We start from the raw sequence: 22,342 nt of genomic DNA, 5'->3' as shown, positions 1-22,342 counted from the left end.
TGCCGGAACTATGTTGTGGGAGACGTTTAGTGTGGTGCGCGACTTGTCGCGTTTACATGATATCGCCAGTATCCTGATTCGTTACGGCTGGGGTGATTTCGTACGGGTGCTGGGTATCGGTACGGTGCTGGAGCGTGCCGGGCGTATTTTGCATTGGCACGCCCAGCCTTCTGAAATCAGCCAGCTGGAACCGGCGATACGGGTGCGCCTGGCGCTGGAAGAATTGGGTCCGACTTTCGTCAAGTTGGGGCAGGTATTGGCTACGCGGGTCGATCTGTTGCCGCCCGCATGGATAGTCGAGTTGGAGAAACTGCAGTCGAACGTGCCGGCTGTCGCATTTGAATTGATCGAAGCCGAGCTTGTCGCCTTGTTGGGCAAGCCTATCGATGAGGCATTCCTGAAATTCGATCGCGAGCCGTTTGCAGCAGCATCGATGGCGCAAGTGCATCGCGCCGAGCTGTTCGATGGCACGCGCGTCATCGTCAAGATACGCCGTCCCGGCATCGACAAGAAAATCGAAGCCGATCTGCGGATTCTGCAGCACTTTGCCCGCCTGATCGAACACGACATGCCGGAAGCGCGGCGCTATCAGCCGACGATGATGGTGGCGCAATTCCGCCGTTCATTGCGCCGGGAGCAGGATCTGCTGATGGAAGCGCATAATATCGAGCGTTTCAGCCAGAATTTTGCCGGTGACGAGACGGTGCATATCCCGCAGGTATTCTGGGATTACACCTGTTCGACGATGAATGTGCAGGAGGAGCTGGTCGGCATTGCCGGTACCGATCTGGCTGCGGTACGCGCGTCGGGGATGGATATGCCATTGCTGGCATCCCGTGGTGCGGATCTCGTGCTGAAAATGATTCTGGTGCATGGCTATTTTCACGCCGATCCGCATCCGGGCAATGTGATCTATCTGCCGGGTAACCGTATCGGGATGATCGACTTTGGCATGGTGGGGCGGCTGACCGATTATCGTCGCCAGCAGCTGGTGAATTTGCTGGATGCGCTGGCGCATAAAGACGAAGAGGCGATGTTGCAGGTGCTGATGGACTGGACCGGCGACGGCGAGGTCGATGAGGCAAAGCTGGGTTATGATGTCTCGGAACTTATGTTCGGCTACGACAATCTGCAACTCAAGGACGTTAAAATCGGCGCGATGCTGACTGAGATCGCCGGATTGATACGCGAAAATTCGCTGGTGCTGCCAGCCGATCTGACGCTGCTGTTCAAGGCGTTGATTACCCTGGAAGGGCTGGGGCAGCAACTGGACCCCGAGTTCCATCTGGTTGATCATCTGACGCCCTTTGTGCGTGGCGTGATTGCCGAGCGCTATACTCCCGATGCGCTGATAAAACGCGGACGCAGAAGTTTAAAGGATGCGTTCGAGGTGGTGGCAGGCTTGCCGCGCGATCTGGCGCGGCTCATGCGCGAGGCGCGGCGCGGGCATCTGCGTATCGACCTCGATCTGAAGCGGCTGGATCAGTTCGGGCAGCAGCTCGATCGCGCCAGCAATCGCATCACCATGGGAATACTGACCGCATCGCTGGTGATTGGCTCATCTATCGTGATGACAGTCGACGGTTGGCGCTTCATGGGGTTTATAGGGTTCCTGCTGGCGTTCCTGAATAGTTTGTGGGTGATACTGTCGATTTGGCGATCCGGTAATTGAATAATAGAAAAATCGGTCTGTTTTTTGTAATGCGTGTTGGATAGGATACTGTGAAGCCTTACGAATTATTTATCGGGTTGCGATATACCCGTGCCAAGCGGCGTAATCATTTTATTTCTTTTATCTCCCTGATTTCGATGTTGGGCATTGCGCTGGGCGTAGCTGCCCTGATTGTGGTGCTGTCGGTGATGAACGGCTTTCAGGACGAATTGCGCAGCCGCATTCTGGGCGTGGCGGCGCATATCGAAATCAGCGGATTCGACAATACGCTGGCAGACTGGCAGCAAGTCGCGGCGCAAAGCCGCAAATTGAAGGAAGTGCAGGCAACCGCCCCTTATGTCGTCGGTCAGGGTCTGATCGCGTACGATCAGGCGGTGCAAGGTGCGCTGGTGCGGGGCATCCTGCCGGCCGAGGAGGATAGCGTCGCCGATATTGGTCACAAGATGCGTGCCGGCAAGCTGAGTGCATTGCGTCCCGGCGAGTGGGGTATAGTGCTGGGCGCGGATCTGGCACGTTCCTTGGGGGTGCAGATGGGTGACAAAGTCACCGTCATCACGCCGCAAGGACAGGTGACCCCGGCAGGAATGGTGCCGCGGCTGAAACAGTTCACGGTAGTGGGCCTGTTCCAGATCGGCATGTACGAATATGATTCCGGCCTCGCGCTGATTGCGATGCAGGATGCGCAAAAACTGTTCCGCACCGGCGACAAGGTTTCCGGCCTGCGTCTGAAAATAGACGACCTGTACCGTGCGCCGCAGGTTTCCCAGCAGCTTACCAAGACACTGACCGGCGATCATTACATCCGCGACTGGACGCAATCGCACAGCAATTTCTTCCGCGCCGTGCAAATGGAGAAACGGGTGATGTTCGTGATCCTGTTGCTGATCGTCGCGGTGGCTGCATTCAATATCGTGTCCACGCTGGTGATGGTGGTGACCGACAAGCAGGCCGACATCGCCATTCTGCGCACCCTGGGCGCATCGCCGCTGAGCATCATGAAAATATTCATGGTGCAGGGCGCGGTGATCGGTGTCATCGGGACTGCGCTGGGGCTGGTGAGCGGGGTGTTGCTGGCGCTGAATATTGGCACGGTGGTGCCGTTTATCGAGCATACTTTCGGCGTGCAATTCCTCTCCGCCGATGTGTACCAGATCAGCGAGCTGCCGTCCAAGCTCGACTGGCATGACGTTACGGTGATCGGTCTGGTCTCGCTGGCGCTGTCATGGCTGGCGACGATTTATCCAAGCTGGCGCGCATCGCGTACCAATCCGGCGGAGGCATTGCGTTATGAATAAGTCCATTATTTCCTGTCAGTCGCTGACCAAATCCTATATCCAGGGCAAGACGGTAGTGTCGGTCCTGAATGGCGTGGATATCGCTATCGGCGCTGGCGAGCGCGTCGCCATCATGGGCGCGTCCGGTTCCGGCAAATCGACCTTGCTGCATCTGCTTGGCGGGCTGGATAGCGCGACCGGCGGCGTGGTCAATATCATGGGGCAGAACATGCAGGGCATGAGCGAAGTCGCGCGTGGCGAATTGCGCAACCGCTCCCTGGGTTTCGTATACCAGTTCCATCATCTGCTGCCCGAATTCACTGCACTGGATAACGTGGCGATGCCGCTGTTCATTCGCCGCATGGCGCCGCAAGAGGCGCGCGCACAGGCAGCCGAAATCCTGAAAGAAGTCGGGTTGGGCCATCGTCTGGCCCATACCCCGGGCGAATTGTCCGGCGGCGAGCGTCAGCGTGCGGCCATCGCCCGTGCATTGGTTACCCGTCCGGCATGCGTGCTGGCCGACGAGCCTACCGGCAATCTGGACCGGCATACCGCCGAGGGTATCCATGAACTGATGCTCCGGCTCAACCAGCAACACGGTACCAGTTTCCTTGTGGTGACCCATGATCCCGAACTTGGCGGCAAAATGCAGCGGGTGCTGCGCCTCAACGACGGTATGCTGGTTGAAAACCGACGGGAAGCAATGGCATGAAAAACACCATCGATGTGCACGTTGAGTTCGATTACAAGGGTGAAAGCCATGCCCCGCGCATGACGCTGGATCTGGATGCCTTGCTGGAAAGCAAAGGCGAGTTTCCGTCCATTCATGCGTTGCTGGCCAAGGCGCATGACATAGACACCTATTCCTATCTGTATGAAGTCATGCGGGATGCCGAAATCGTGTTCGATAACGCGCAAGGGCTGGCGGCGGACTGCCTTGCAAACGGTGTATTCGATCAGGACGTTTTTATCGCCAAGTGGCGCGACAGCAAGGTGCTCGGTTTATTGCAGCCGGTAGCACAGCGCGAATTGGGTATAGCTGATCTGATGCAACATCCGCAGCTGAAAAATGCGCTAATTCAGGCTTATCGGCTGGGGGCTGCGAGTATCTGCTAGAAATTTTCGCAGCTTGCAGCTATCATAAGCAGATGATTAGGTCCTGGAAAAATATCGTGCTGGTGATGTGCCTGGCGCTGCTGCAAAGCATTGCGCCGCTGTTGCACGCCCATGTCCATGATCTGTCGATGCCCGGCAAGATTCATTTCCATACTCTGGAAGTCGATGTGGCCGATACCCCGGTCGATACGGGTGTGTACCAGCTCAAAAAACATCTGGCCGATGAAGATGCCATAGGCATGGAATCCGTCGGTAAAAATGAGTTTGATCTTGGCGTGGTTGACATGACGGCGCTGATTAGCCGTATCCTGGTAGCGCTGATACCCTCTACGCAATTGATTATTGCGGATTTTCCTGCATTGTCGGGCGTCTTTGCTTCACCATCTTACTTGCGACCCTTGTCGCTCGCTCCACCTATAACAACTCGTATAAATTAAGTGCATCTGCCGGCTTTTGCCGTTTGCAGATTTGCGTTCTATTTCGAGTGGAGGAAATCTCATGCACCGTTCTATCTTTGTTGCCGCCTTATGCGCGGCGATGTCGGCGCACGCCGCTGACAATTTAAGTTTTACCCCCAAACAGATACAGACTCTGGGTATCCATACCATGCCGCTAGCGGCATCCGGCGAGCAAGCCAGCCTGGGATATCCGGCAACGGTAGTGGTGCCGCCAACCCAGCAACGCATCGTTGCGGCGCCGATGATGGGCCTGGTGAACCGGGTATGGGTGACAAGCAATACCCAGGTCAAGGCGGCCCAGACTCTGGCAACACTAGCCAGTCCGGGTCTGGCAGAGGCGCAAGGCGGGCTGGTACAGGCTGCCGCCCAGGCGCAGCTGGCGCGCGGGCAGTTGCAGCGTGATGACCAGCTGCTGGCTGACGGCATCATTCCACAATCACGCCAGCAGGCGACGCGGGCCACATATCTGAGCGCAAACGCGATGCTGGTCCAGCAGCGCCAGTCACTGCGCATGCTCGGGGTGCCGGCGGCGACCATTGCGCAAATGGAGCGCGGTCAGGCGAATACCGCCGAGCTGCATCTGGTCGCGCCGATGACGGGCGTGGTGCTGGAAGTGAATGCCGTTGCCGGTCAGCGTGTCGATGCAGCTACCGCCTTATTCAAAATCGCGCAAATGAAGCCGCTGTGGCTGGAGATACAGGTGCCGGGCAGCGATGCCGCAGCGATCCGGGTGGGTGATGCAGTGAGTGTGACCGGACGCAAGGCAAGCGGTCGTGTGCTCTCGGTCGGGCAATCCGCACAACTGGCGCAAACGGTACTGGTTCGTGCACAGATTGATGGTGAGTTGGATGGCCTGGTCAGCGGGCAAGCGGTGGAGGCCAAGTTGATGCGCAAAGCCAGTGGTGACTGGCAAGTCCCAGTGACTGCGTTGGCCTATCAGCAAAGCAAGGCTTTTGTATTTGTGCGCGATGCACGCGGATTCCATCCGGTGGCAGTGCAGGTGCTGTCGCAAACTGCGAGGGTCGCCCGTGTTGTCGGCAGCCTCAAGCCAGGCGATGTGATTGCCATGCAGGGTGTAGCGCAAATCAAGGCGGTATGGACCGGTATGGGCGGAGAGGGTGGGGAGTGACATGCTGAATAAACTCGTCGAAATTTCGCTGTCCAAGCGGCTGCTGGTATTGATATTCACGGTAATGTTGATTGGTGCGGGCTGGATGGCTTTTCAGCAACTGCCGATCGATGCTTTCCCCGATGTGTCGAGTACGCAGGTTAAATTAATTATGAAAGCGCCGGGGATGACTCCGGAAGAAGTCGAGGCGCGCATTGTGGCGCCGATAGAGACGGAGATGCTGGGCATACCCAGGCAGCGTATCCTGCGTTCCATTTCCAAGTATGCACTGGCCGATATTACCATCGATTTTGAAGAAGGTACCGACATCTACTGGGCGCGGCAGCAGGTTGCCGAACGGCTGGCGAATGCGCAGGCCAATTTGCCGCAAGGCAGTTCCGGTGGTCTGGCGCCGATTACCACGCCTTTGGGCGAGATGTTCATGTTCACCGTCGAAGGTGGCGGTTTGTCGCTGGAAGAACGGCGTTCCTTGCTGGATTGGGTGATACGCCCGCAATTACGCACGCTCCCTGGTGTGGCGGATGTGAATACGCTGGGCGGTATGGTGCGTACCTTTGAAGTCGTACCCAATAATGCGCAACTGGCCGCGCGCGGCGTGCAGTTGAGCGACCTGCAGCGCGCGCTGGAAATGAATAACCGCAACGACGGTGCTGGCCGCCTGCGCGCCGGTGAAGAAGTGCTGGTGGTGCGGGTGGAAGGTGCAATCAAAACGCTGGACGACGTGCGCAGTATCGTGGTCGGCAATCGCGACGGCATACCCGTTCGTGTCGGTGAAGTGGCAACCGTGCAAATCGGCAGCCTGACGAGGTATGGGGCGGTGACCAAAAACGGGCGCGGCGAAGCGGTCGAAGGCCTGGTCTTGGGCTTGAAGGGTGCCAATGCGCGGCAAGTGGTGGAGAGCGTGCAAACCAAACTGGCCGAAATCGATAAAACCTTGCCCAAGGGCGTACATACCCGTGTATTTTACAATCGCGGCAGTCTGGTCGAGCGGGCGATAGGTACGGTATCTGAAGCGCTGGCAGAGGCGATCGTGCTGGTGGTGGTATTGCTGGTGCTGTTCCTGGGTAACATCAGGGCGGCGATATTGGTGGCGCTGGTGTTGCCGCTGGCAGCGTTGTTTACGTTCATTATGATGCGCCAGTTTGGCATGTCGGCCAACTTGATGAGTCTGGGCGGTCTGGCCATTGCCATCGGTATGCTGGTCGATGCGGCAGTGGTGGTAGTGGAGAATATCGTTACCCATCTGGCGCATGACAAGGAAGGCGACAAATTAAGGCTGATTTATCACGCAGTGCGTGAAGTGATTACGCCGGTGGCATCGGGCGTGGTCATTATCATCGTCGTATTTTTCCCGTTGCTCACGCTGCAAGGGCTGGAAGGCAAACTATTCATCCCGGTTGCGCTCACCATCATCTTTGCGCTGGCAGGGTCTTTGCTGTTGTCGCTGACCGTGGTACCGGTACTGTCATCCTGGCTGCTGCGCCAGGGCGCGCATAGCGATCCGTGGCTGGTACGCAAGGCGATGGCGATTTATCAGCCAGTGTTGAACTGGTCACTGTCCCATGTGCGCATCGTGGTCAGTGTGGCATTGCTGGCATTGGCGGCAACGGTCGGCGTGTATACGCTGATCGGCAAAACCTTTATGCCGGTGATGGATGAAGGCGACATCATTCTGCAATTGATGAAATTGCCATCCATCAGCCTGGAAAATTCAGTTGATATCGATCTGCGTGTGCAACGGGCCATTATGGCGCGGGTGCCTGAAGTCAAGGGGGTAGTCGCACGTAGCGGTTCGGATGAGTTGGGTCTGGACCCGATGGGGTTGAATGAAACGGATACCTTCCTTGTGCTCAAGCCGCGCGATCAGTGGCGCAAGCCGGATAAAGACTGGCTGATCGACCAGTTGCGTACAGTGATGCAGGATTTTCCCGGTATTACCATCGCGTTCACGCAGCCGATAGAAATGCGTGTATCGGAGATGTTGACCGGTGTGCGTGGCGATCTGGCGGTGAAGATTTTCGGTACTGACCTATCTGAGCTGAATCGTCTGGCGATTGAGGTGGAGGGCGTGCTCAAAACCATACCCGGTGCCCAGGACGTGATCACGGTGAAGAATGAAGGTGTGCAATTCCTGCAAGTCGAAGTGGACAGGCTGGCGGCTGGCCGCTTTGGGCTGAATGCCGATGACATCCAGAACGACTTGCGCGTGCAGATCGAAGGCAAGCCTTTGGGCGTCGTGCTGGAAGGTGTGCGACGTACGCCATTGGTGCTGCGTGGCGCGGATGATGTGCGTACTTCGCCGGCGGTATTCGCGGCGATGCGCATCAGCCTGCCTGACGGGCGCACTATTCCATTGAGTGAAGTGGCGCATTTGCGCCGGGTGGATGGTCCGGTCAAGATCGACAGGGAAAACGCGCGGCGCTACGTGGTGGTGCAAGCCAACGTGCACGGACGGGATCTGGTCGGCTTTGTGGAGCAGGCCAAGCAGGTGGTCTCGGCCAAGGTCAAATTGCCCGCCGCCTACAGCATGGTGTGGGGCGGTCAGTTCGAGAATCAGCAGCGCGCGGCCAAACGCCTGTCCATCGTGGTGCCGATTGCGCTGGGCATGATCTTTCTGCTGCTGTTCACTACTTTCGGTTCGGTGCGTCAGGCCTTGCTGGTGCTGACCAATGTGCCGTTCGCGCTGATCGGCGGGGTGTTTGCGTTGTGGCTGTCCGGCGAGTACATGTCGGTACCGGCATCGGTCGGATTTATCGCTCTGCTGGGTATTGCCGTGCTTAACGGCGTGGTGCTGGTGAGTTACTTCAATTACCTGCTGATGGAAGGCATGCCCTTGCAGGAGGTGGTGGTAGAGGGGGCGAAACGGCGGCTGCGTCCGGTGCTGATGACTGCGATGATTGCGGCGTTCGGTCTGCTGCCGCTGGTCTTTGCCAGCGGTCCCGGCTCCGAAATCCAGAAACCGCTGGCCATCGTGGTGATCGGCGGTCTGGTCACGTCCACGCTGCTGACGCTGGTGTTGCTACCCATATTGTATCGCCGCTTTGGCGTTGCCCCACAGGAGGCGTAAATGAAAAAATTAATCGTATTGATCGCCTCGTTATTCGCAGCACCGGTATATGCGGACAGCTATCTGAGTCCGCCCGATCTGCCGCCGCTGTCAGCTGTCTCCACCGCTTTGAATAACACCCCAACGGTGCGAGCGGCCACGGCGAATCTGGGTGTCGAAGCCGCCAATCGCGACCGTTTGCGTGCCGGTGGCTATGAAACCAGCGTTCGCCTCAATTCCCAGCAACGCCGTACCATGGTGCCGGATAACCGTTATCACGAATGGGATGTCAGTCTGGAGCGAGCGTTGCGGCTGCCCAGCAAGTCGCGCATAGATAACGAACTGGGCGAGCAGGGCGTGGTGCAGGCACACTATATGCTGGGCGATGCGCTGCATGAATCCGGGCGCATGTTGCTTGCCAGCTGGTTTAACTGGCTGCGCGAGTTCTATCAGACCCGGCAGTGGCACGCGCAGATCGATGGTCTGACTGAGCAGATGCGTATCGTGCAAAAACGCGTCAAGGCCGGCGATGCCGCCAGGCTCGACCAGCTACAGGCCGAAGCGGCGCTGTCGCAGGCGCAGGCGCAGCTGGCCGAGGCCGAGTTGCGTCTTGCTACCGCGCGTAACGAGCTTAGTCGCCGCTATCCGGCAATCAGCATTCCCGAGAATCCGATACTGCCGCAACCTGTGCCGGTGACCGACGGTCTTGACGTATGGCAGCAGCGTACCATGCAACATAACCACGAGCTGGCCATTGCTCATGCCGACACCCGGCGATACGGTCTGATGTTGTCGCGCAGCGAAGCAGATCGCATCCCGGATCCCAGTGTCGGCGTGCGTTTTGCCGATGAGCGCGGCGGTGAAGAGAAAGTGGTCGGCGTGAGCCTTACCATTCCGCTGCCTGGCGGCGGGCGCAAGGCCAGTCAGCAGATGGCGGCGGCGAATCAGCTGGTAGCCGTCGAGCGTGAACAGGGCGTGCGCACCAAAATCCAGACCGAGACTGCGAACACTTGGCTGGCTACTCAATCCGCTTACATCGCCTGGCAAGCCAGCGAGACTGCCAGTGACGCTATGCGCAAACAGGCCGATCTGATGGGCCGTGCCTACCAGCTGGGCGAGAGCGGGCTGAGCGATTTGCTCAATGCCCGGCGCCTGGCTCAGGATGCCGAGCTGAACGCGATCAACAGCCGGCTGGCGGCAGCACAGGCCCGTTATCGTCTGTTGCTGGACACACACGCGTTGTGGCCGATCGATGCGGATGAAGAAGGGCATGATGCGGTGAAATAGGGGCTGATACAGAAACGGCGTTAATTTGCAAATCAGGACGGGCCATAGTTTGTTTAGATGACTGTGGCCCGTTTTTTATGCTGTTTTCCTGAAAATCGCACCGTAATGATACGGCGGCAGTTCAACCAGCGTTTCCAGCCGCAAGCCCGCCGGCTCTACCGCTTGCTGTGTCTGCTCTGCGGACAGGCGCAATTCCGTGCGCGGGCCGCGCGGTTGTCCCAGTACCGGTGTCGTTTCCCGTGGTAGCGGATGCCAGTTGACGATGGCTGCGGTGAAATAACCGTCGCCGTAGCCGAGATCGATCACTGTCATTCCGGCACCGATATGCAACGCCTTGACGACGTTGTCAGGGTTGGGCCACAAAGCGTGCCACCAGTCCCGATCCGGCATGACGGTAGCCGGGAATAATTTTTGCGGATTCATTTTTGTGTAACCTGCGATTGGTTGTTATTAATGACACGGCTCAGCGTCAACCCTGCGACAGTATCGAAAAACCGCTGCTTCATAAATAACGGCAATACGGCCAATCCGATTTATAAATCAGCTCATCTCCACTTTTGATGATTTGATTCGGCATATAGTTTTGTGAGAAACTATATTTTACTCAAAGACAATTGCGGAATACCAGTCGAGGGGCTACCCGGACATGCTTGAATCATCACTGCAGTCGGCTCAACACCCACATTCGCTCATGCCGGACAAGCGTACGGGCACCGTGGCTTTGTTCGGTGAAGTTCTGGCCGACGTATTTCCTGACCGTCGGGTGCTCGGCGGTGCTCCCTTTAATGTCGCGCGCCATTTGCAGGCGTTTGGTCTGCACCCGGTGCTGATCACCCGCACCGGTAACGACGTCTTGCGCGACGACCTGATCGCGACCATGACCGGCCTGGGCATGGATACACTGGGCGTGCAGTCCGATCCGGTTCATCCCACCGGGCAGGTTCAGGTGCATATGGAAAACGGCGGCCACCGCTTCGAGATATTGTCGGAACAGGCTTACGATTATATCCATGCCAGCGTGACTCACATGGTTGCGTTGGCTGTGCAGCCTGAGCTGGTTTATTTCGGCACCCTGGCGCAGCGTCATCTGATATCGCGCCGCGCACTCGGTTCGTTACTGAGGAGCGTAGCCGTGCCGCGCATGCTGGATATCAATCTGCGGGCACCCTGGTATGACGTGACCACGCTGAAGCGTTCCCTGGCACAGGCCGACATCCTCAAGCTTAACAGTGAGGAGCTGGCCCAGATCGTGCGCCTGTTGCGGCTGGGCGCGAGGGACGAGGTGCAACAGGCTGCGGTATTGCTGGCACAGTTTCATCTGAGTAACGTCCTGGTTACATGCGGCAAAGAGGGCGCCTGGTTGCTGGATGACGAGGGCAATATTATCAGTCTGCCTGCCGGCGAGGATATTCCGGTCAAGGATACGGTCGGCGCAGGTGACGGTTTTACCTCGGTTTTCATTCTTGGTCTGTTTAAAAACTGGAGCCCTGAACAGATACTGCTGCGCGCCGACCGTTTTGCCCGTGCGCTCTGCGGCATACGCGGCGCCATTCCTCCGAGCGATGCATTCTATGCGCCTTTTCGCAAGGCTTGGGGTTTGAATAAAGGATAGATCGGAGGTGATCGATGCACGCGATATTCAACAGCGTAGGCTTGAAGGAATATGCCGATTTCATGCAGTCGCTGCTGCATGTGGTATTGATTCTGGTGCTGGCCGCCATACTGATGCGGCTCGCCAGCCGGCTAATCCGCATGTTCCGCCTCTATATGAGCGGACGCACTCATGACGTGGAAAACATCAAACGCCTGGAGACGCTGGGGCGGGTATTCCGCTACATTGCTTCGGCGGTGATATCGGTTGTCGCCGGCTCGCTCGTGCTTTCCGAATTCGGTATTTCCATCGCACCGATACTTGCCACGGCGGGGGTAGTTGGTGTAGCGGTCGGCTTTGGTGCACAAAGTCTGATCAAGGATTATTTCAATGGATTCTTCCTGTTACTGGAAAACCAGATCAGTCAGGGCGATGTGGTTGAAGCGGGCGGCAAGGGCGGGCTGGTGGAGGAAGTCACGCTGCGCTACGTGCGGCTGCGGGACTATGACGGCAATGTCCATTATATCCCCAACGGCACGATCACGACGGTAACCAACATGAGCCGGCAGTTCGCCTTTGCGGTCGTCGATGTAAATATCGCATATCGCGAAGACATAGACAGCATCCTCGACATCATGCGCGAAGTCGGGGCGAACATGCGTACCGATCCGATCTTTGGCGACAGGATCATGGAAGACCTCGAAATCGCGGGCGTGGATAAATGGGCCGACTCAGCCGTGGTACTGCGTTGCCGCTTCAAGGTTCAGCCGCTGGCGCAATGGGATGTGCGCCGCGAGTTTCTGCGGCGCATGAAATACGCTTTTGACAAGCAGGGCATCGAGATACCCTTCCCTCATCTGACAGTGTTTCCGGGAAACCGGAAGCCGATCGAAACAGAGGATTGAAGTGCGAACCACCTGTTTCAGGTTCCCGCCACAGGTTCCATGCCGGCACTGTCGGTAAGCCCCATGAGGTCCATCAGTTTCGACAGATCCTGATCCAGTGCTGCCAGCTCATCGGGAGACAGTCGGCTGAGCGAATCGATAAGTATTCCCTGCGCCGGTTGCGGCGCCTTTGTCATGACGGCAACTCCGGCATCGGTCAGATACAGATGCACTGCACGCTGATCGGGGGAGCCGCGCTCCCTGCGGATCAGCCCGCGCTGTGCGATCTTGTCGAGCAGGTTGCTGGCAGTCGAGCGTTTTATCGCCAGTGCATTAGCGAGCTCCGACACGCGCATTCCGGGCTGAGCCGCCAGTTCGTAGAGCACCCATAATTGAGCGCCGCTGATGCCGCATTGCGCTTCCACCCACTGCGTATGCTGTCTTACCGCACTGAATATCGTGCGGAATTTGCGCAATGTCGATTGCGCAGTGCTGCTGTCCTTGTTACCCGCCATGACATTCCTTTGCTGGCTGTGACTATCGCAGGCCACGCGAAAATTTTCAATGCGCAAGTTTAGCCTGATTTGATCCATCCACAAGCAGCATTATGGCGAAAAAATTCGTTTCGGGAACGGGGTGTCAGCAAGGGTCGTATATATCAGATTTCCGGGCGTACTTTCGGCGGCGTCCACTGATACAGCCAGGTCTCACTCAGTGGCTGGCCGTCCAGACGCAGATACAGCCGCAGGTTGATCGGTGCCGTCGAAGTGTCGTCGGGCCTGAGGTCGAACATCGCGCGCAGCCCGTTTACCGAGGCCAAAGGACGTACCGAGGTGATCTCTACCGTACCGCGCGAGGCGGTGATGACCGGCTCGACTTTGCTGTCTTTGCCCAGCATGCCGAGATTGCCACCGGTAAAGTCGACTACGAAGCGCCAGGAGAAATATTTGCGCTTCTGGCCGACGATGCCGCCAAGCCCGGTGCGGGTTGCGACGACCTTGGCCAAGGGCGAAGTCACCGGCGGTTTCGCGCCCCAGTGCAGGCGGTAGGAAAACAGCAGTTCCTGCCCCGGTTGCGGCGGCTTGTCCGGGTTCCAGAAAGCGACGATGTTGTCCGCGGTTTCGTCCGGCGTGGAAAGCTCGATCAGCTGGATGGAGCCTTTGCCCCAGTTGCCGCGCGGCTCGACCCACAGGCTCGGACGGCGTTCGTAGAAGGCACCGTCGTCCTGGTAGTGGTCGAACACGCGGTCGCGCTGGATCAGACCGAAGCCGCGCGGGCTGTCGTCCGTATAGGCATTGAAGCGAAGGCTGGCCGGATTGGTGAGTGGCCGCCATATCCATTCGCCGTTGCCGCGCCATATTGCCAGGCCGTCGGAGTCGTGGATCTCCGGCCGCCAGTCGTTGTTGAGGCGATTGTCGTTCTCGCCGTACAGAAACATGCTGGTAAGCGGAGCGATCCCCAGCCGTTCGATGGTTTTGCGCGGATAGAGCGCCGTATCGACGTCCATCACCACTTGCTGCGTGAGGTCGATGACGAAGCGATAAGCTCCGGTGATGCTGGGCGAATCGAGCAGCGCGTAAATGGTGACCTGATCCGATTCCGCTTTCGGACGCTCGAACCAGAAAGCGGTGAAACGCGGGAATTCTTCCGCCCGCGCCATGCCGCTGTCTATCGCTAATCCGCGCGCCGACAAGCCGTACTGCATTTCTGCGCCGACTGCGCGGAAGTAGCTTGCGCCGAGAAAGGCGGCGATGTCGCGCTGGTAATCCGTGTGGTAAAACAGCTGGAAGCCGGCAAAGCCGAGATCGTGGGGTAGTTGCGTGCCGTTCAGACCGCTTTTGCCGTAATCGAACATGGCCGGGTCATAGGCGATTTCCTGAGCCTGGCCGTTGTCCAGCTCGTACATCTGCACCGGGGTCTTGAAAGACCAGCCCATGTGGAAAAACCGCGTTTCGAAGCGCAGCTTCTGCTTGGCCCACAAGGCATGGTCGGGGCGGTAGTGAATCGCCTGGAACTGGTCCCAGTTTAGCTGTTGCAGGCTTTTGGGCAGCGCTTCGCGGGGCGGGCGATAAGGATGCCCGGCCAGAGCACGGGCCTCGCCCTTGAGCATGGCGTAGTCGAAAGCCTGTTTCTCGTGGATATGCTTCAGCTGACTGCGGGCAGTAGCAGTAGCATCCCGGTGAAACAGCAAAGAGCTCGGCAAGCCGAAAAGGGACAAGGTCTTGAGAAAGTCGCGTCGATGCATAGATTTTAATCCTGAGTTCCGTTAATTCTTGTTTTGAGCCGCTGCCGCCATCCAGTCAGGATGTGCCGCGGCCGCAGTCCACACTTCGAAATGCAGACGCGATAAAGCGTTGGTATCGTTGAGCAGATGCATTTTCTGATTTGCAGAGAGCACGCCAAAACCGCCTGCCAATGCTTCATCCACCCATTTGCGGTGCGTTCGGGTAATGGGCGTCTCGCCGCAACGGGGTGCGCCTGCCGCACAGAGCAGGGCATTGGTTGCCGGATGCACTACGGCATCGATAAAGCCCGACGCATCAGCCGGCACTGCAGCAAGTTTGTAAGTGCTGGTCAACACCTCCGGCGGGTTGAGCTCCTCCGGGATGAGGAACAGGCGCAGTTTTCGCAGCCATTGCCCGAAAGATACGCGACTCGATAGCACCGAGATCGGGATAGAGAGGATCAGCGAGCCCACGATCGGGGATAACCACAGCAGATAGGATGGCCTTAACCAATACACGCCTGCAGCCCAGACCAGCCCTAACAAGGTGTGCCAGCCGTGACGGCGCAGCGCCTCACTCCAGGTGGTCTCGGCATTTTCCCGCGCCGGCGATTTCCATTTTATGCCGCGCCCCAGCAGCGTGTTCATCACGAAACCGGTATGGAACAGCATGCGTATGGGCGCCAGCAGTGCGGAAAAAATCGCTTCGATGACCATGCTGACGCCGAGCCGGAACCACCCGCCGAAGCTTTTGGCGTCTCTGATCCAGATCAGAACGACGCTGAGGATCTTGGGTAAAAACAGCAGCGCGGCGGTCGCGCCGAACAGCGCCATCGCACGTTCCGGATTCCATTGTGGCCAGATCGGAAACAACTGGAACGGCTGCGTGAAATAATCCGGCTCCACCAGCACGTGCACCGCCAGCTGGGCGGTGGACAGCAGCAGGAACAGGAACCATAGCGGCGCCGACACGTATGCGGCCACGCCGGTCATGAACACCGCCCGGTGCGCCGGATGCAGTCCATCCGCGAGGAACAGGCGGAAATTCATCATGTTGCCCTGACACCAGCGGCGATCGCGCTTCAGTTCGTCGACCAGATTGGGCGGCACTTCTTCATAGCTGCCGGGCAAGTCGTAGGCGATCCACACCGTCCAGCCGGCGCGACGCATCAATGCCGCTTCGACGAAGTCATGCGACAGGATCTCGCCGGACAGCGGACCCTTGCCGGACAGCCTGCCGAGCGCGCAATGGCGCATAAATGGCTCGATGCGCAGGATGGCGTTATGTCCCCAGTAGTGCGATTCGCCGAGCTGCCAGTAATGCAGGCCGGCGACAAAAATCGGGCCGTAGACCCGGCTCGCAAACTGCTGCATGCGGGCATAAAACGTATCGCGTCCGGCTACCTGCGGTGCGGATTGGATGATGCCGGCGCCCGGATTGGCTTCCATCAGGCGCACCAGGCCGGTGAGGCTCTTGCCGCTCATGATGCTGTCGGCATCGAGTACGATCATGTATTGGTACTGGCTGCCCCAGCGCCGGCAGAAATCGGCCACATTGCCGCTTTTGCGCTTGATGCGGTGCTGGCGCCAGCGATAAAACACGCGGCCGAAGCCATTCACGTCCTCGCACAAGGCACGCCAGGCAGCGACCTCGGCCACCCGATTGTCGGGGTCGTTGCTGTCGCTGAGGATGAAGAAATCGAAATGCGTCAGCTCACCGGTGCGCGCCAGCGATTCATAAGTGGCACGCAGCCCGGCGAACACGCGCTGTACGTTCTCGTTGCAGATCGGCATGATGATCGCCGTGCGCGTTTGCTCGCCGATAGGCGTATTCGCCGCCGAATGCGCAGAGATGATATGACGGTCGCCGCCGGTGAGTTGCACGATGAAACCTACCAGCGCCGTCCAGAAGCCCAGTGTGACCCAGGCCGACAATATCGCAAACAGCACCAGGATCGCGATTTCCAGCGATTGCCGACCGTGATAGGGCAAGACGGCTTCCATCGCGGTGGTGGTGAAATAAGTGATGACGACGGTCATCATCAGCAGCACCAGACGGCGCCGGGTTCCGGCCTGCTGCCAGCTGCCGGTGGCAAGCCCGTTGTCGTCCGCCAGCGCATTGGCAGGGCAATAATCCTGTCCCGGGCCGGTATTACTGGATTTGAACAGGTTGAAACTGAAGCGTGGCGGCCAATTCAGTGGTGCCATCGTGGTGCGCTGCAAGAGCGGTCGGATCGGCAAGCCTGCCTGGCTTGAGGCTGGGCGCCAGATCAGGGGTGTCTCAGCCACCGGCGCCTTGCCGTCCAGCGCCAGTCGCGCCCCGATCGAAGCCGCAGCCGGGTTGTCAGGATCGATTGTCTGCTGCGGACCGGCGAGTGCAGCGTGCAAGGCCGTGATCGCTTCGCGCGGACTGGCTGCATTCTGTGCAGCCAGTTGCGTCAATATCGCCTCCCGGCGCTCCGGGCTGAGGGGCAATCGGTCCAGATAGAGTTCGCACAAGGCCCCGTAGGGAAAATTATTTTTCAATCGGGTGGCAGGATGTAGCTCCATGTTTCAGATACCTCCTTATTTCCATTATGTAAAGATGCGCGCATTTCCACCGGTTTGCCGGTGTCGAGCCGTTGCAAGCGCAAGTTTAGCCGCCAGCCGTTGGTGGCTTCGTTATAAAGCAAGGTCTGTTCCAGCAGTTTTGCATTGGCGTCTACGGATACCTGTGCATCGGGTTTGTTGTCGGGCGTGACCTGATCAGCGTCACCGCTTACGAAATCGACCGCCAGCGAAATGCTGTCGTCGGGGTTGTGCGTATAGCCTCGGCCCTGCAGCGTCTGTGCGACATACAATCCGGGCGGACGGGTCTCCTGGTCTTTTTGCCACCATACTCGGTAGTTGAAACTGAACGGCTCCTTGGCTGGCAGAGGTGACTTGTCCGGCACCCAGTAGGCGACGATGTTGTCGTTGGTTTCATCCGTGGTCGGGATCTGCACCAGCTCGATGCGTCCCGTGCCCCATTTGCCGATCGGTTCGACCCAGACACTTGGGCGCAGCTCATAGCGATGGGATGGGGATTCGTAATCGGCGAACGCGCGATGGCGCTGCATCAGGCCGAATCCGATCGGATCGGTTGCAGAGAAAGATGTTACCAGCAGGCGCTTGGGATTGGACAAAGGACGCCACAGCCATTCACCGGTGTTCATGTGTACCGACAGGCCACTCGAATCATGCACTGCCGGGCGGTAATCGTCGTTGTTGGGGTGCTGGCCTGGTCTGAAAAAGAACATGCTGGTCAGCGGGGCCATGCCCAACTTGCCGACCTTGTCGCGGAAATAAAGCTGGGCATTGACCTCCATCGTGGTGGATACCCCCGGTTTCACCACAAAACGGTAGGCGCCGGTGACACGCGGCGAGTCGAGCAAGCCGTAGATAATCAGATTTGTGGCCGAAGGTTCGGGTTTAACCAGCCAGAACTCCACAAAGCGGGGGAACTCTTCGCCGCTGCCCATTGCGGTGTCGATCGCCAGCCCTCTGGCTGATAGCCCGTAGCGCTGGCCTTTACCCAGCGCACGAAAGTAGCTGGCACCCAGAAATGCCACGATCTCATCCTGGCGATTCGCTACGTTGATCGGATAGTGCACCCGAAAACCGGAAAAACCGAGATTGCGCAAATTATCCGGATTGATTTTGTTGCTACCGTAGTTGAAGTTCTTCGGATCGTAACGAATCTCGTGCACGCCCTGGCTGGTGACCTCATTGATTTTGACGGGCAGATTGAAATGCCAGCCTTCGGGAAAGAAGTCGAGATCGAAACGGGTACCGCTGTTGCGCCAGAGGATGCGTTCGGGTTTGTAATTGATCTGCTGGAAATGCGTGTAGTCGAGGTCTTTTACTTCTTGCGGCAGATTGACCTGGGGCTGTTTGAATGGCGCGTTCGCAAGCTGGCGTGCGCGCTCCGATACCTGTTTTAAATCGAATGCCGCAGCAGGATGGGCGAGGAGGCTGAACAGAAGGCCGGCGTTGCATGCAAACCATGAGGCCCGCCATGAAATGGCAAACGATGGGAACGTTAAAGATGTATGGTTTGATAGAAGGAGAAACAAATTTTACCTCGCTTGTTGTTGTCTGCGCACTGGTGCAATTTAGCCGGATATCTGTTAGTGCTTCCTTTCTGAGTTCGTCAGGCCCCAGAAAGTTCCAGTAATTTTGGCAGTATGAATACAGAAATTGTCTTACATAAAAATTTGCTTTTCTCCGATAATTGGGGACGGTCCTTTAAATTTGAGGCAAGTCCCGGATTGGGATGGCTGCTTTGATAGCCAATGGCTATCAAGTCCATGCAAAAAATCAATTGGTATCTATGGCACAAGCGAACTAAAGTGAATCCGGGTGATGTCGCCTGCCGATAGATTCCGGCGGATATACCTGTCATGTAAGTTCATTCACTGAGGAGGAAAAACACCATGCAACTCAAAGGTTCAAAAACCGAAGAAAGTCTGAAAGCCGCTTTTGCCGGCGAATCCCAGGCCAACCGTCGCTACCTGTATTTCGCGAACAAGGCTGATATCGAGGGCTATGCCGATGTGGCTGCGGTGTTCCGCAATACGGCAGAAGGCGAAACCGGTCATGCCCACGGTCATCTGGAATATCTGGAAACTTGCGGCGATCCGGCTACCGGCCTGCCTTTCGGTGCAACCGATGCCAATCTGAAAACCGCCGTCGCCGGCGAGACTCACGAATACACCGACATGTATCCGGGTATGGCCAAGACGGCACGCGAAGAAGGTTTCGATGAAATCGCCGACTGGTTTGAAACGCTGGCGAAGGCCGAACGTTCGCATGCCAACAAGTTCCAGAAAACGCTGGATGCGCTGAACGGCTAAACGTAGCAGCCAAGGGTGAAAGCGGGCGGCGGCTTGCCGTCGCCTCGCCGGACTGCCGATTTCCATTATGACAATGAAAGAAAAATACTATGCGTGAAGGCAATCTTGAAGCGCCAACCCGGCATCCTCTGGACTGGAAAAACCCGCAGTTTTATGACGCAGCCGCCTGCGAGCAGGAACTGGAGCGCGTGTTTGAGATTTGTCACGGTTGCCGCCGCTGTGTGTCGCTGTGCAATGCCTTTCCGACCCTGTTCGATCTGATTGATGCCGCTGGCGACGACGAAGTTGCCGGTGTGCCCAAGGAAAAATACGGTAGCGTGGTCGACCAGTGCTATCTGTGCGACGTCTGCTACATGACCAAGTGCCCCTATGTGCCGCCGCATCCATGGAATCTCGATTTCCCGCATACCATGCTGCGTGCCAAGGCCATCAAATTCAAGGCGGGGGAGGCCAGCTTTCGTGACCGTTTGCTGACATCGACCGATCTGGTCGGCAGGCTGGCCAGTATTCCCGTCGTGGTGCAGGTCGTGAACGCTGTCAACAAGAGCAGTGCGGCGCGCGGCGCGATGGAAGCCGTGCTGGGGGTGAAGAAGGAGCGCTGGCTGCCTGAATACGACAGTGCGCATTTCCGCAAAACCGCGGGCATGTCGTCCGCACAGCAGATCACCGACGGCGAGCGCACGCCCGGCAAGGTCGCGATTTTTTCCACCTGCTATGTCAATTACAACGAGCCCGGCATCGGCCACGATCTGGTGAAGCTGCTGGAGCACAATGCCGTTCCCTGGCGGCTGGTGGAAAAGGAAGCCTGTTGCGGCATGCCCAAGCTCGAGCTGGGCGATCTCGATAGCGTGGAGAAGCTGAAGGACGTCAACATTCCGAGTCTGGCCGAGCTGGCTCGCACCGGCTACGCCATCCTGACCCCGGTGCCGTCGTGCACGCTGATGTTCAAGAGCGAGCTGCGGCTGATGTTTCCCGACGATGCCGATGTGCAGGCGGTGGCTGCCGCGATGTTCGACCCGTTCGAATATTTCGTGCAGCGTCACAAGGACGGCTTGCTGAAAACCGATTTCAAGCAGCCATTGGGCAAAGTGTCGTATCACATCCCGTGCCATTCGCGAGTGCAGAACGTCGGGCGCAAGACCGAAGAAATGCTCAGGCTGACCGGCGCGACGGTGAATACGGTCGAACGCTGCTCCGGCCATGACGGCACCTGGGGCGTGAAAAAGGAGTATTACGCGCTGTCGATGAAGATCGGCAAGCCGGTGTTCAAGGCCATGGCCAAGGACGAACCGGATTACGTGAGCTCGGATTGCGCGATTGCCGGCAGACACATTTTGCAGGGCATGACCGAGAGCGGCAGTGCCGGCCACGCCCGAAAACAGCACCCGCTGACCTTGTTACGCATCGCTTACGGATTGGAGTAGATCATGTCATTCACCCGAGAATCCCTGTTGACCCTGGAAGCTTACGCCAAGGCGCGGCCTGCGATGCGTGAGCAGGTGATGGCAGCGAAAAAGCTGCGCCGCGTGTTTCTCAATGAGCATGTCGTGCTGATTTTTGAAAACGCGCTGCTGATCCATTACCAGATACAGGAAATGCTGCGCGTCGAGAAGATATTCGAGGAAGACGGCATCCGCCACGAGTTCGACAGCTTTGCGCCGCTGGTGCCGGATGGCAGCAACCTGAAAGCCACGATGCAGATCGAATATGCGGACGATGCCCAGCGCAAGAAGATGCTGGCGTTGTTAAAGGGTATCGAAGACCGTGTCTGGATGCGGGTGGCCGGATTCGAGCCGGTATTTGCGATCGCCGATGAGGATATCGAACGCGAGAATGCAGAAAAGACCGCCGCCGTACATTTCCTGCGCTTCGAGTTCACTGCGCCGATGATAGCAGCGCTCAAGGCGGGTGCTGCGCTGGGCGTTGGGGTCGATCATCCGCACTGTCAGGCCGTTATCGATCCGTTGGCGGACGCAGTACGGGCGGCGTTATGCGAGGATTTCGAATCAGGCTTGTAAACCGGTTTGCCTGACTGATGCGAAATAAATTTCGTTTTTTCTTTGATAATCGCCTCAAGAAGTTAAATTTGCTGCCGATAAACAAGTATGAGGATAGCTGGCGGCATGATTGCCGCCTGTGCTTCAACTTGAATTAAAGGGGATTTGACATGCAGGTAACAAGCGGAAATACATCCAGCCAGGCCAGTAGCGCAGATGCGCTCAAGGCTTACAGTCAGGCTACCCAGGCAAAACGCGATAACGATACCAAACAGGCTGCGCAGGCTCAGGCTGCGCAGCAGGCGAGCCAGGTTCAGCCTGCTTCCGGGAACAACCCCACTCCCGGGGCGACGGTCGGCAGCATCATCAATATCAGCGCATAGATATTGGAGGTGAACAAATGATATCGACAACAGGATTATCTGTGGCAGGCGGCGTTTCGAGTTCAGGCATTGTCCAGATCGGGCTGGATTCCCAGCTTGCCCGTTTGCATCAGCAGTTGTCCGATTGCGTCAATTGCTCGACGGCGAACACCGCCGAAGGTCAGGCCAAGGCTCAGACCATATCGGATCAGATCAATTCGCTCAAAGCCCGCTTGGAGTCGCCGTCCCCAGTGGGACCCAACCCGTTGCAGGAGGCTCAGGCGGCAAGCAACAGCCAATTCAGTTTTCAGAACCGTCCGATTCCCGGCGAGCCGGTCGGCAGCGTCATCAACATCAGCGTGTAATTCATCCGGCAGGAGAAACGGCGTTTTCTCCTGCCGTCGCAACATTCCGGATAATCCCGCCCA

20 protein-coding genes are annotated in these 22,342 nt (G+C 57.7%); 15 read left to right on the top strand and 5 right to left on the bottom strand.

From position 1 onward, the window contains the following. Nucleotides 1–10: 10 nt before the first annotated feature. From CAP31_RS09900 to CAP31_RS09865, 8 genes are all read left to right on the top strand, one after another. Nucleotides 11–1,672 (top strand): AarF/ABC1/UbiB kinase family protein, encoded by a 1,662-nt coding sequence (locus tag CAP31_RS09900; protein WP_087447383.1) that lies wholly within the window; start codon nucleotides 11–13, stop codon nucleotides 1,670–1,672. A 50-nt stretch (nucleotides 1,673–1,722) separates the two neighbouring features. Beyond that, a complete protein-coding gene (locus CAP31_RS09895) occupies nucleotides 1,723–2,967 on the top strand; it encodes a lipoprotein-releasing ABC transporter permease subunit (RefSeq protein WP_087447382.1) in 1,245 nt (414 codons plus the stop codon). After that, the gene (lolD, locus tag CAP31_RS09890) at nucleotides 2,960–3,658 is read left to right on the top strand and encodes a lipoprotein-releasing ABC transporter ATP-binding protein LolD (RefSeq protein ID WP_087447381.1); all 699 of its coding nucleotides are present in this window, start codon (nucleotides 2,960–2,962) and stop codon (nucleotides 3,656–3,658) included. The genes CAP31_RS09895 and lolD overlap by 8 nt, the downstream gene beginning before the upstream one ends. After that, nucleotides 3,655–4,062: a hypothetical protein gene (locus CAP31_RS09885; RefSeq protein WP_087447380.1), complete on the top strand. Its 408-nt coding sequence runs from the start codon at nucleotides 3,655–3,657 to the stop codon at nucleotides 4,060–4,062. The genes lolD and CAP31_RS09885 overlap by 4 nt, the downstream gene beginning before the upstream one ends. Nucleotides 4,063–4,094: 32 nt before the next feature. After that, a complete protein-coding gene (locus CAP31_RS09880; protein ID WP_157662730.1) occupies nucleotides 4,095–4,499 on the top strand; it encodes a hypothetical protein in 405 nt (134 codons plus the stop codon). 61 nt (nucleotides 4,500–4,560) lie between these two features. Continuing rightward, the gene (locus CAP31_RS09875; RefSeq protein ID WP_087447378.1) at nucleotides 4,561–5,649 is read left to right on the top strand and encodes an efflux RND transporter periplasmic adaptor subunit; all 1,089 of its coding nucleotides are present in this window, start codon (nucleotides 4,561–4,563) and stop codon (nucleotides 5,647–5,649) included. 1 nt (nucleotide 5,650) lies between these two features. Next, nucleotides 5,651–8,716: an efflux RND transporter permease subunit gene (locus tag CAP31_RS09870; RefSeq protein WP_087447377.1), complete on the top strand. Its 3,066-nt coding sequence runs from the start codon at nucleotides 5,651–5,653 to the stop codon at nucleotides 8,714–8,716. Next, nucleotides 8,717–9,982 (top strand): TolC family protein, encoded by a 1,266-nt coding sequence (locus CAP31_RS09865; RefSeq protein WP_087447376.1) that lies wholly within the window; start codon nucleotides 8,717–8,719, stop codon nucleotides 9,980–9,982. 75 nt (nucleotides 9,983–10,057) lie between these two features. On the opposite strand, the gene CAP31_RS09860 is transcribed toward CAP31_RS09865, so the two are convergent. Next, complete coding sequence (locus CAP31_RS09860) at nucleotides 10,058–10,405, bottom strand: hypothetical protein (RefSeq protein WP_087447375.1); 348 nt, start codon at nucleotides 10,403–10,405, stop codon at nucleotides 10,058–10,060. 223 nt (nucleotides 10,406–10,628) lie between these two features. Here CAP31_RS09860 and CAP31_RS09855 point away from each other — a divergent pair, with 223 nt between their 5' ends. Further along, nucleotides 10,629–11,594, top strand: a complete 966-nt coding sequence (locus CAP31_RS09855) for a carbohydrate kinase (protein ID WP_369802395.1) — start codon at nucleotides 10,629–10,631, stop codon at nucleotides 11,592–11,594. 14 nt (nucleotides 11,595–11,608) lie between these two features. Beyond that, complete coding sequence (locus tag CAP31_RS09850) at nucleotides 11,609–12,478, top strand: mechanosensitive ion channel family protein (RefSeq protein ID WP_087447374.1); 870 nt, start codon at nucleotides 11,609–11,611, stop codon at nucleotides 12,476–12,478. Nucleotides 12,479–12,495: 17 nt separating this feature from the next. Here CAP31_RS09850 and CAP31_RS09845 read toward each other — a convergent pair whose 3' ends face one another. The 4 genes from CAP31_RS09845 to CAP31_RS09830 form a co-directional block, all read right to left on the bottom strand. Then, complete coding sequence (locus CAP31_RS09845) at nucleotides 12,496–13,029, bottom strand: MarR family winged helix-turn-helix transcriptional regulator (RefSeq protein ID WP_223247245.1); 534 nt, start codon at nucleotides 13,027–13,029, stop codon at nucleotides 12,496–12,498. Between the two features lie 86 nt (nucleotides 13,030–13,115). Then, nucleotides 13,116–14,702: a glucan biosynthesis protein gene (locus tag CAP31_RS09840; protein ID WP_087447373.1), complete on the bottom strand. Its 1,587-nt coding sequence runs from the start codon at nucleotides 14,700–14,702 to the stop codon at nucleotides 13,116–13,118. A gap of 21 nt (nucleotides 14,703–14,723) precedes the next feature. Continuing rightward, the gene (gene mdoH / locus CAP31_RS09835; RefSeq protein WP_087447372.1) at nucleotides 14,724–17,231 is read right to left on the bottom strand and encodes a glucans biosynthesis glucosyltransferase MdoH; all 2,508 of its coding nucleotides are present in this window, start codon (nucleotides 17,229–17,231) and stop codon (nucleotides 14,724–14,726) included. Continuing rightward, nucleotides 17,204–18,775 (bottom strand): glucan biosynthesis protein G, encoded by a 1,572-nt coding sequence (locus CAP31_RS09830; protein WP_087447371.1) that lies wholly within the window; start codon nucleotides 18,773–18,775, stop codon nucleotides 17,204–17,206. The genes mdoH and CAP31_RS09830 overlap by 28 nt, the downstream gene beginning before the upstream one ends. 360 nt (nucleotides 18,776–19,135) lie before the next feature. On the opposite strand from CAP31_RS09830, the gene CAP31_RS09825 reads away from it, so the two are divergent. From CAP31_RS09825 to CAP31_RS09805, 5 genes are all read left to right on the top strand, one after another. Further along, the gene (locus CAP31_RS09825; protein ID WP_087447370.1) at nucleotides 19,136–19,555 is read left to right on the top strand and encodes a rubrerythrin family protein; all 420 of its coding nucleotides are present in this window, start codon (nucleotides 19,136–19,138) and stop codon (nucleotides 19,553–19,555) included. Nucleotides 19,556–19,644: 89 nt separating this feature from the next. Then, nucleotides 19,645–20,979 carry a (Fe-S)-binding protein gene (locus CAP31_RS09820; protein ID WP_087447369.1) on the top strand — a complete coding sequence of 445 codons (1,335 nt, stop codon included), beginning with the start codon at nucleotides 19,645–19,647 and terminating at the stop codon, nucleotides 20,977–20,979. A 3-nt stretch (nucleotides 20,980–20,982) separates the two neighbouring features. Further along, a complete protein-coding gene (locus tag CAP31_RS09815) occupies nucleotides 20,983–21,573 on the top strand; it encodes a DUF3501 family protein (RefSeq protein ID WP_087447368.1) in 591 nt (196 codons plus the stop codon). A 149-nt stretch (nucleotides 21,574–21,722) separates the two neighbouring features. Further along, complete coding sequence (locus tag CAP31_RS09810) at nucleotides 21,723–21,935, top strand: hypothetical protein (protein WP_087447367.1); 213 nt, start codon at nucleotides 21,723–21,725, stop codon at nucleotides 21,933–21,935. 17 nt (nucleotides 21,936–21,952) lie between these two features. Next, complete coding sequence (locus CAP31_RS09805; RefSeq protein ID WP_157662729.1) at nucleotides 21,953–22,279, top strand: hypothetical protein; 327 nt, start codon at nucleotides 21,953–21,955, stop codon at nucleotides 22,277–22,279. The last annotated feature ends 63 nt before the right edge of the window (nucleotides 22,280–22,342 follow it).

The organism is Sulfuriferula sp. AH1, assembly GCF_002162035.1.
Lineage (GTDB): Bacteria > Pseudomonadota > Gammaproteobacteria > Burkholderiales > Sulfuriferulaceae > Sulfuriferula.
Note: the sequence above shows the minus strand (reverse complement) of the source record. Positions and strands in the feature narration are given on the sequence as shown.

Bases quoted from the DNA above. Each gene is read 5' to 3' on its own strand.
- CAP31_RS09900 (WP_087447383.1), top strand. From the start codon at position 11: ATGTTGTGGGAGACGTTTAGTGTGGTGCGCGACTTGTCGCGTTTACAT.
- lolD (WP_087447381.1), top strand. From the start codon at position 2,960: ATGAATAAGTCCATTATTTCCTGTCAGTCGCTGACCAAATCCTATATC.
- CAP31_RS09885 (WP_087447380.1), top strand. From the start codon at position 3,655: ATGAAAAACACCATCGATGTGCACGTTGAGTTCGATTACAAGGGTGAA.
- CAP31_RS09880 (WP_157662730.1), top strand. From the start codon at position 4,095: ATGATTAGGTCCTGGAAAAATATCGTGCTGGTGATGTGCCTGGCGCTG.
- CAP31_RS09875 (WP_087447378.1), top strand. From the start codon at position 4,561: ATGCACCGTTCTATCTTTGTTGCCGCCTTATGCGCGGCGATGTCGGCG.
- CAP31_RS09870 (WP_087447377.1), top strand. From the start codon at position 5,651: ATGCTGAATAAACTCGTCGAAATTTCGCTGTCCAAGCGGCTGCTGGTA.
- CAP31_RS09865 (WP_087447376.1), top strand. From the start codon at position 8,717: ATGAAAAAATTAATCGTATTGATCGCCTCGTTATTCGCAGCACCGGTA.
- CAP31_RS09860 (WP_087447375.1), bottom strand. From the start codon at position 10,405: ATGAATCCGCAAAAATTATTCCCGGCTACCGTCATGCCGGATCGGGAC.
- CAP31_RS09855 (WP_369802395.1), top strand. From the start codon at position 10,629: ATGCTTGAATCATCACTGCAGTCGGCTCAACACCCACATTCGCTCATG.
- CAP31_RS09850 (WP_087447374.1), top strand. From the start codon at position 11,609: ATGCACGCGATATTCAACAGCGTAGGCTTGAAGGAATATGCCGATTTC.
- CAP31_RS09840 (WP_087447373.1), bottom strand. From the start codon at position 14,702: ATGCATCGACGCGACTTTCTCAAGACCTTGTCCCTTTTCGGCTTGCCG.
- mdoH (WP_087447372.1), bottom strand. From the start codon at position 17,231: ATGGAGCTACATCCTGCCACCCGATTGAAAAATAATTTTCCCTACGGG.
- CAP31_RS09825 (WP_087447370.1), top strand. From the start codon at position 19,136: ATGCAACTCAAAGGTTCAAAAACCGAAGAAAGTCTGAAAGCCGCTTTT.
- CAP31_RS09820 (WP_087447369.1), top strand. From the start codon at position 19,645: ATGCGTGAAGGCAATCTTGAAGCGCCAACCCGGCATCCTCTGGACTGG.
- CAP31_RS09815 (WP_087447368.1), top strand. From the start codon at position 20,983: ATGTCATTCACCCGAGAATCCCTGTTGACCCTGGAAGCTTACGCCAAG.
- CAP31_RS09810 (WP_087447367.1), top strand. From the start codon at position 21,723: ATGCAGGTAACAAGCGGAAATACATCCAGCCAGGCCAGTAGCGCAGAT.
- CAP31_RS09805 (WP_157662729.1), top strand. From the start codon at position 21,953: ATGATATCGACAACAGGATTATCTGTGGCAGGCGGCGTTTCGAGTTCA.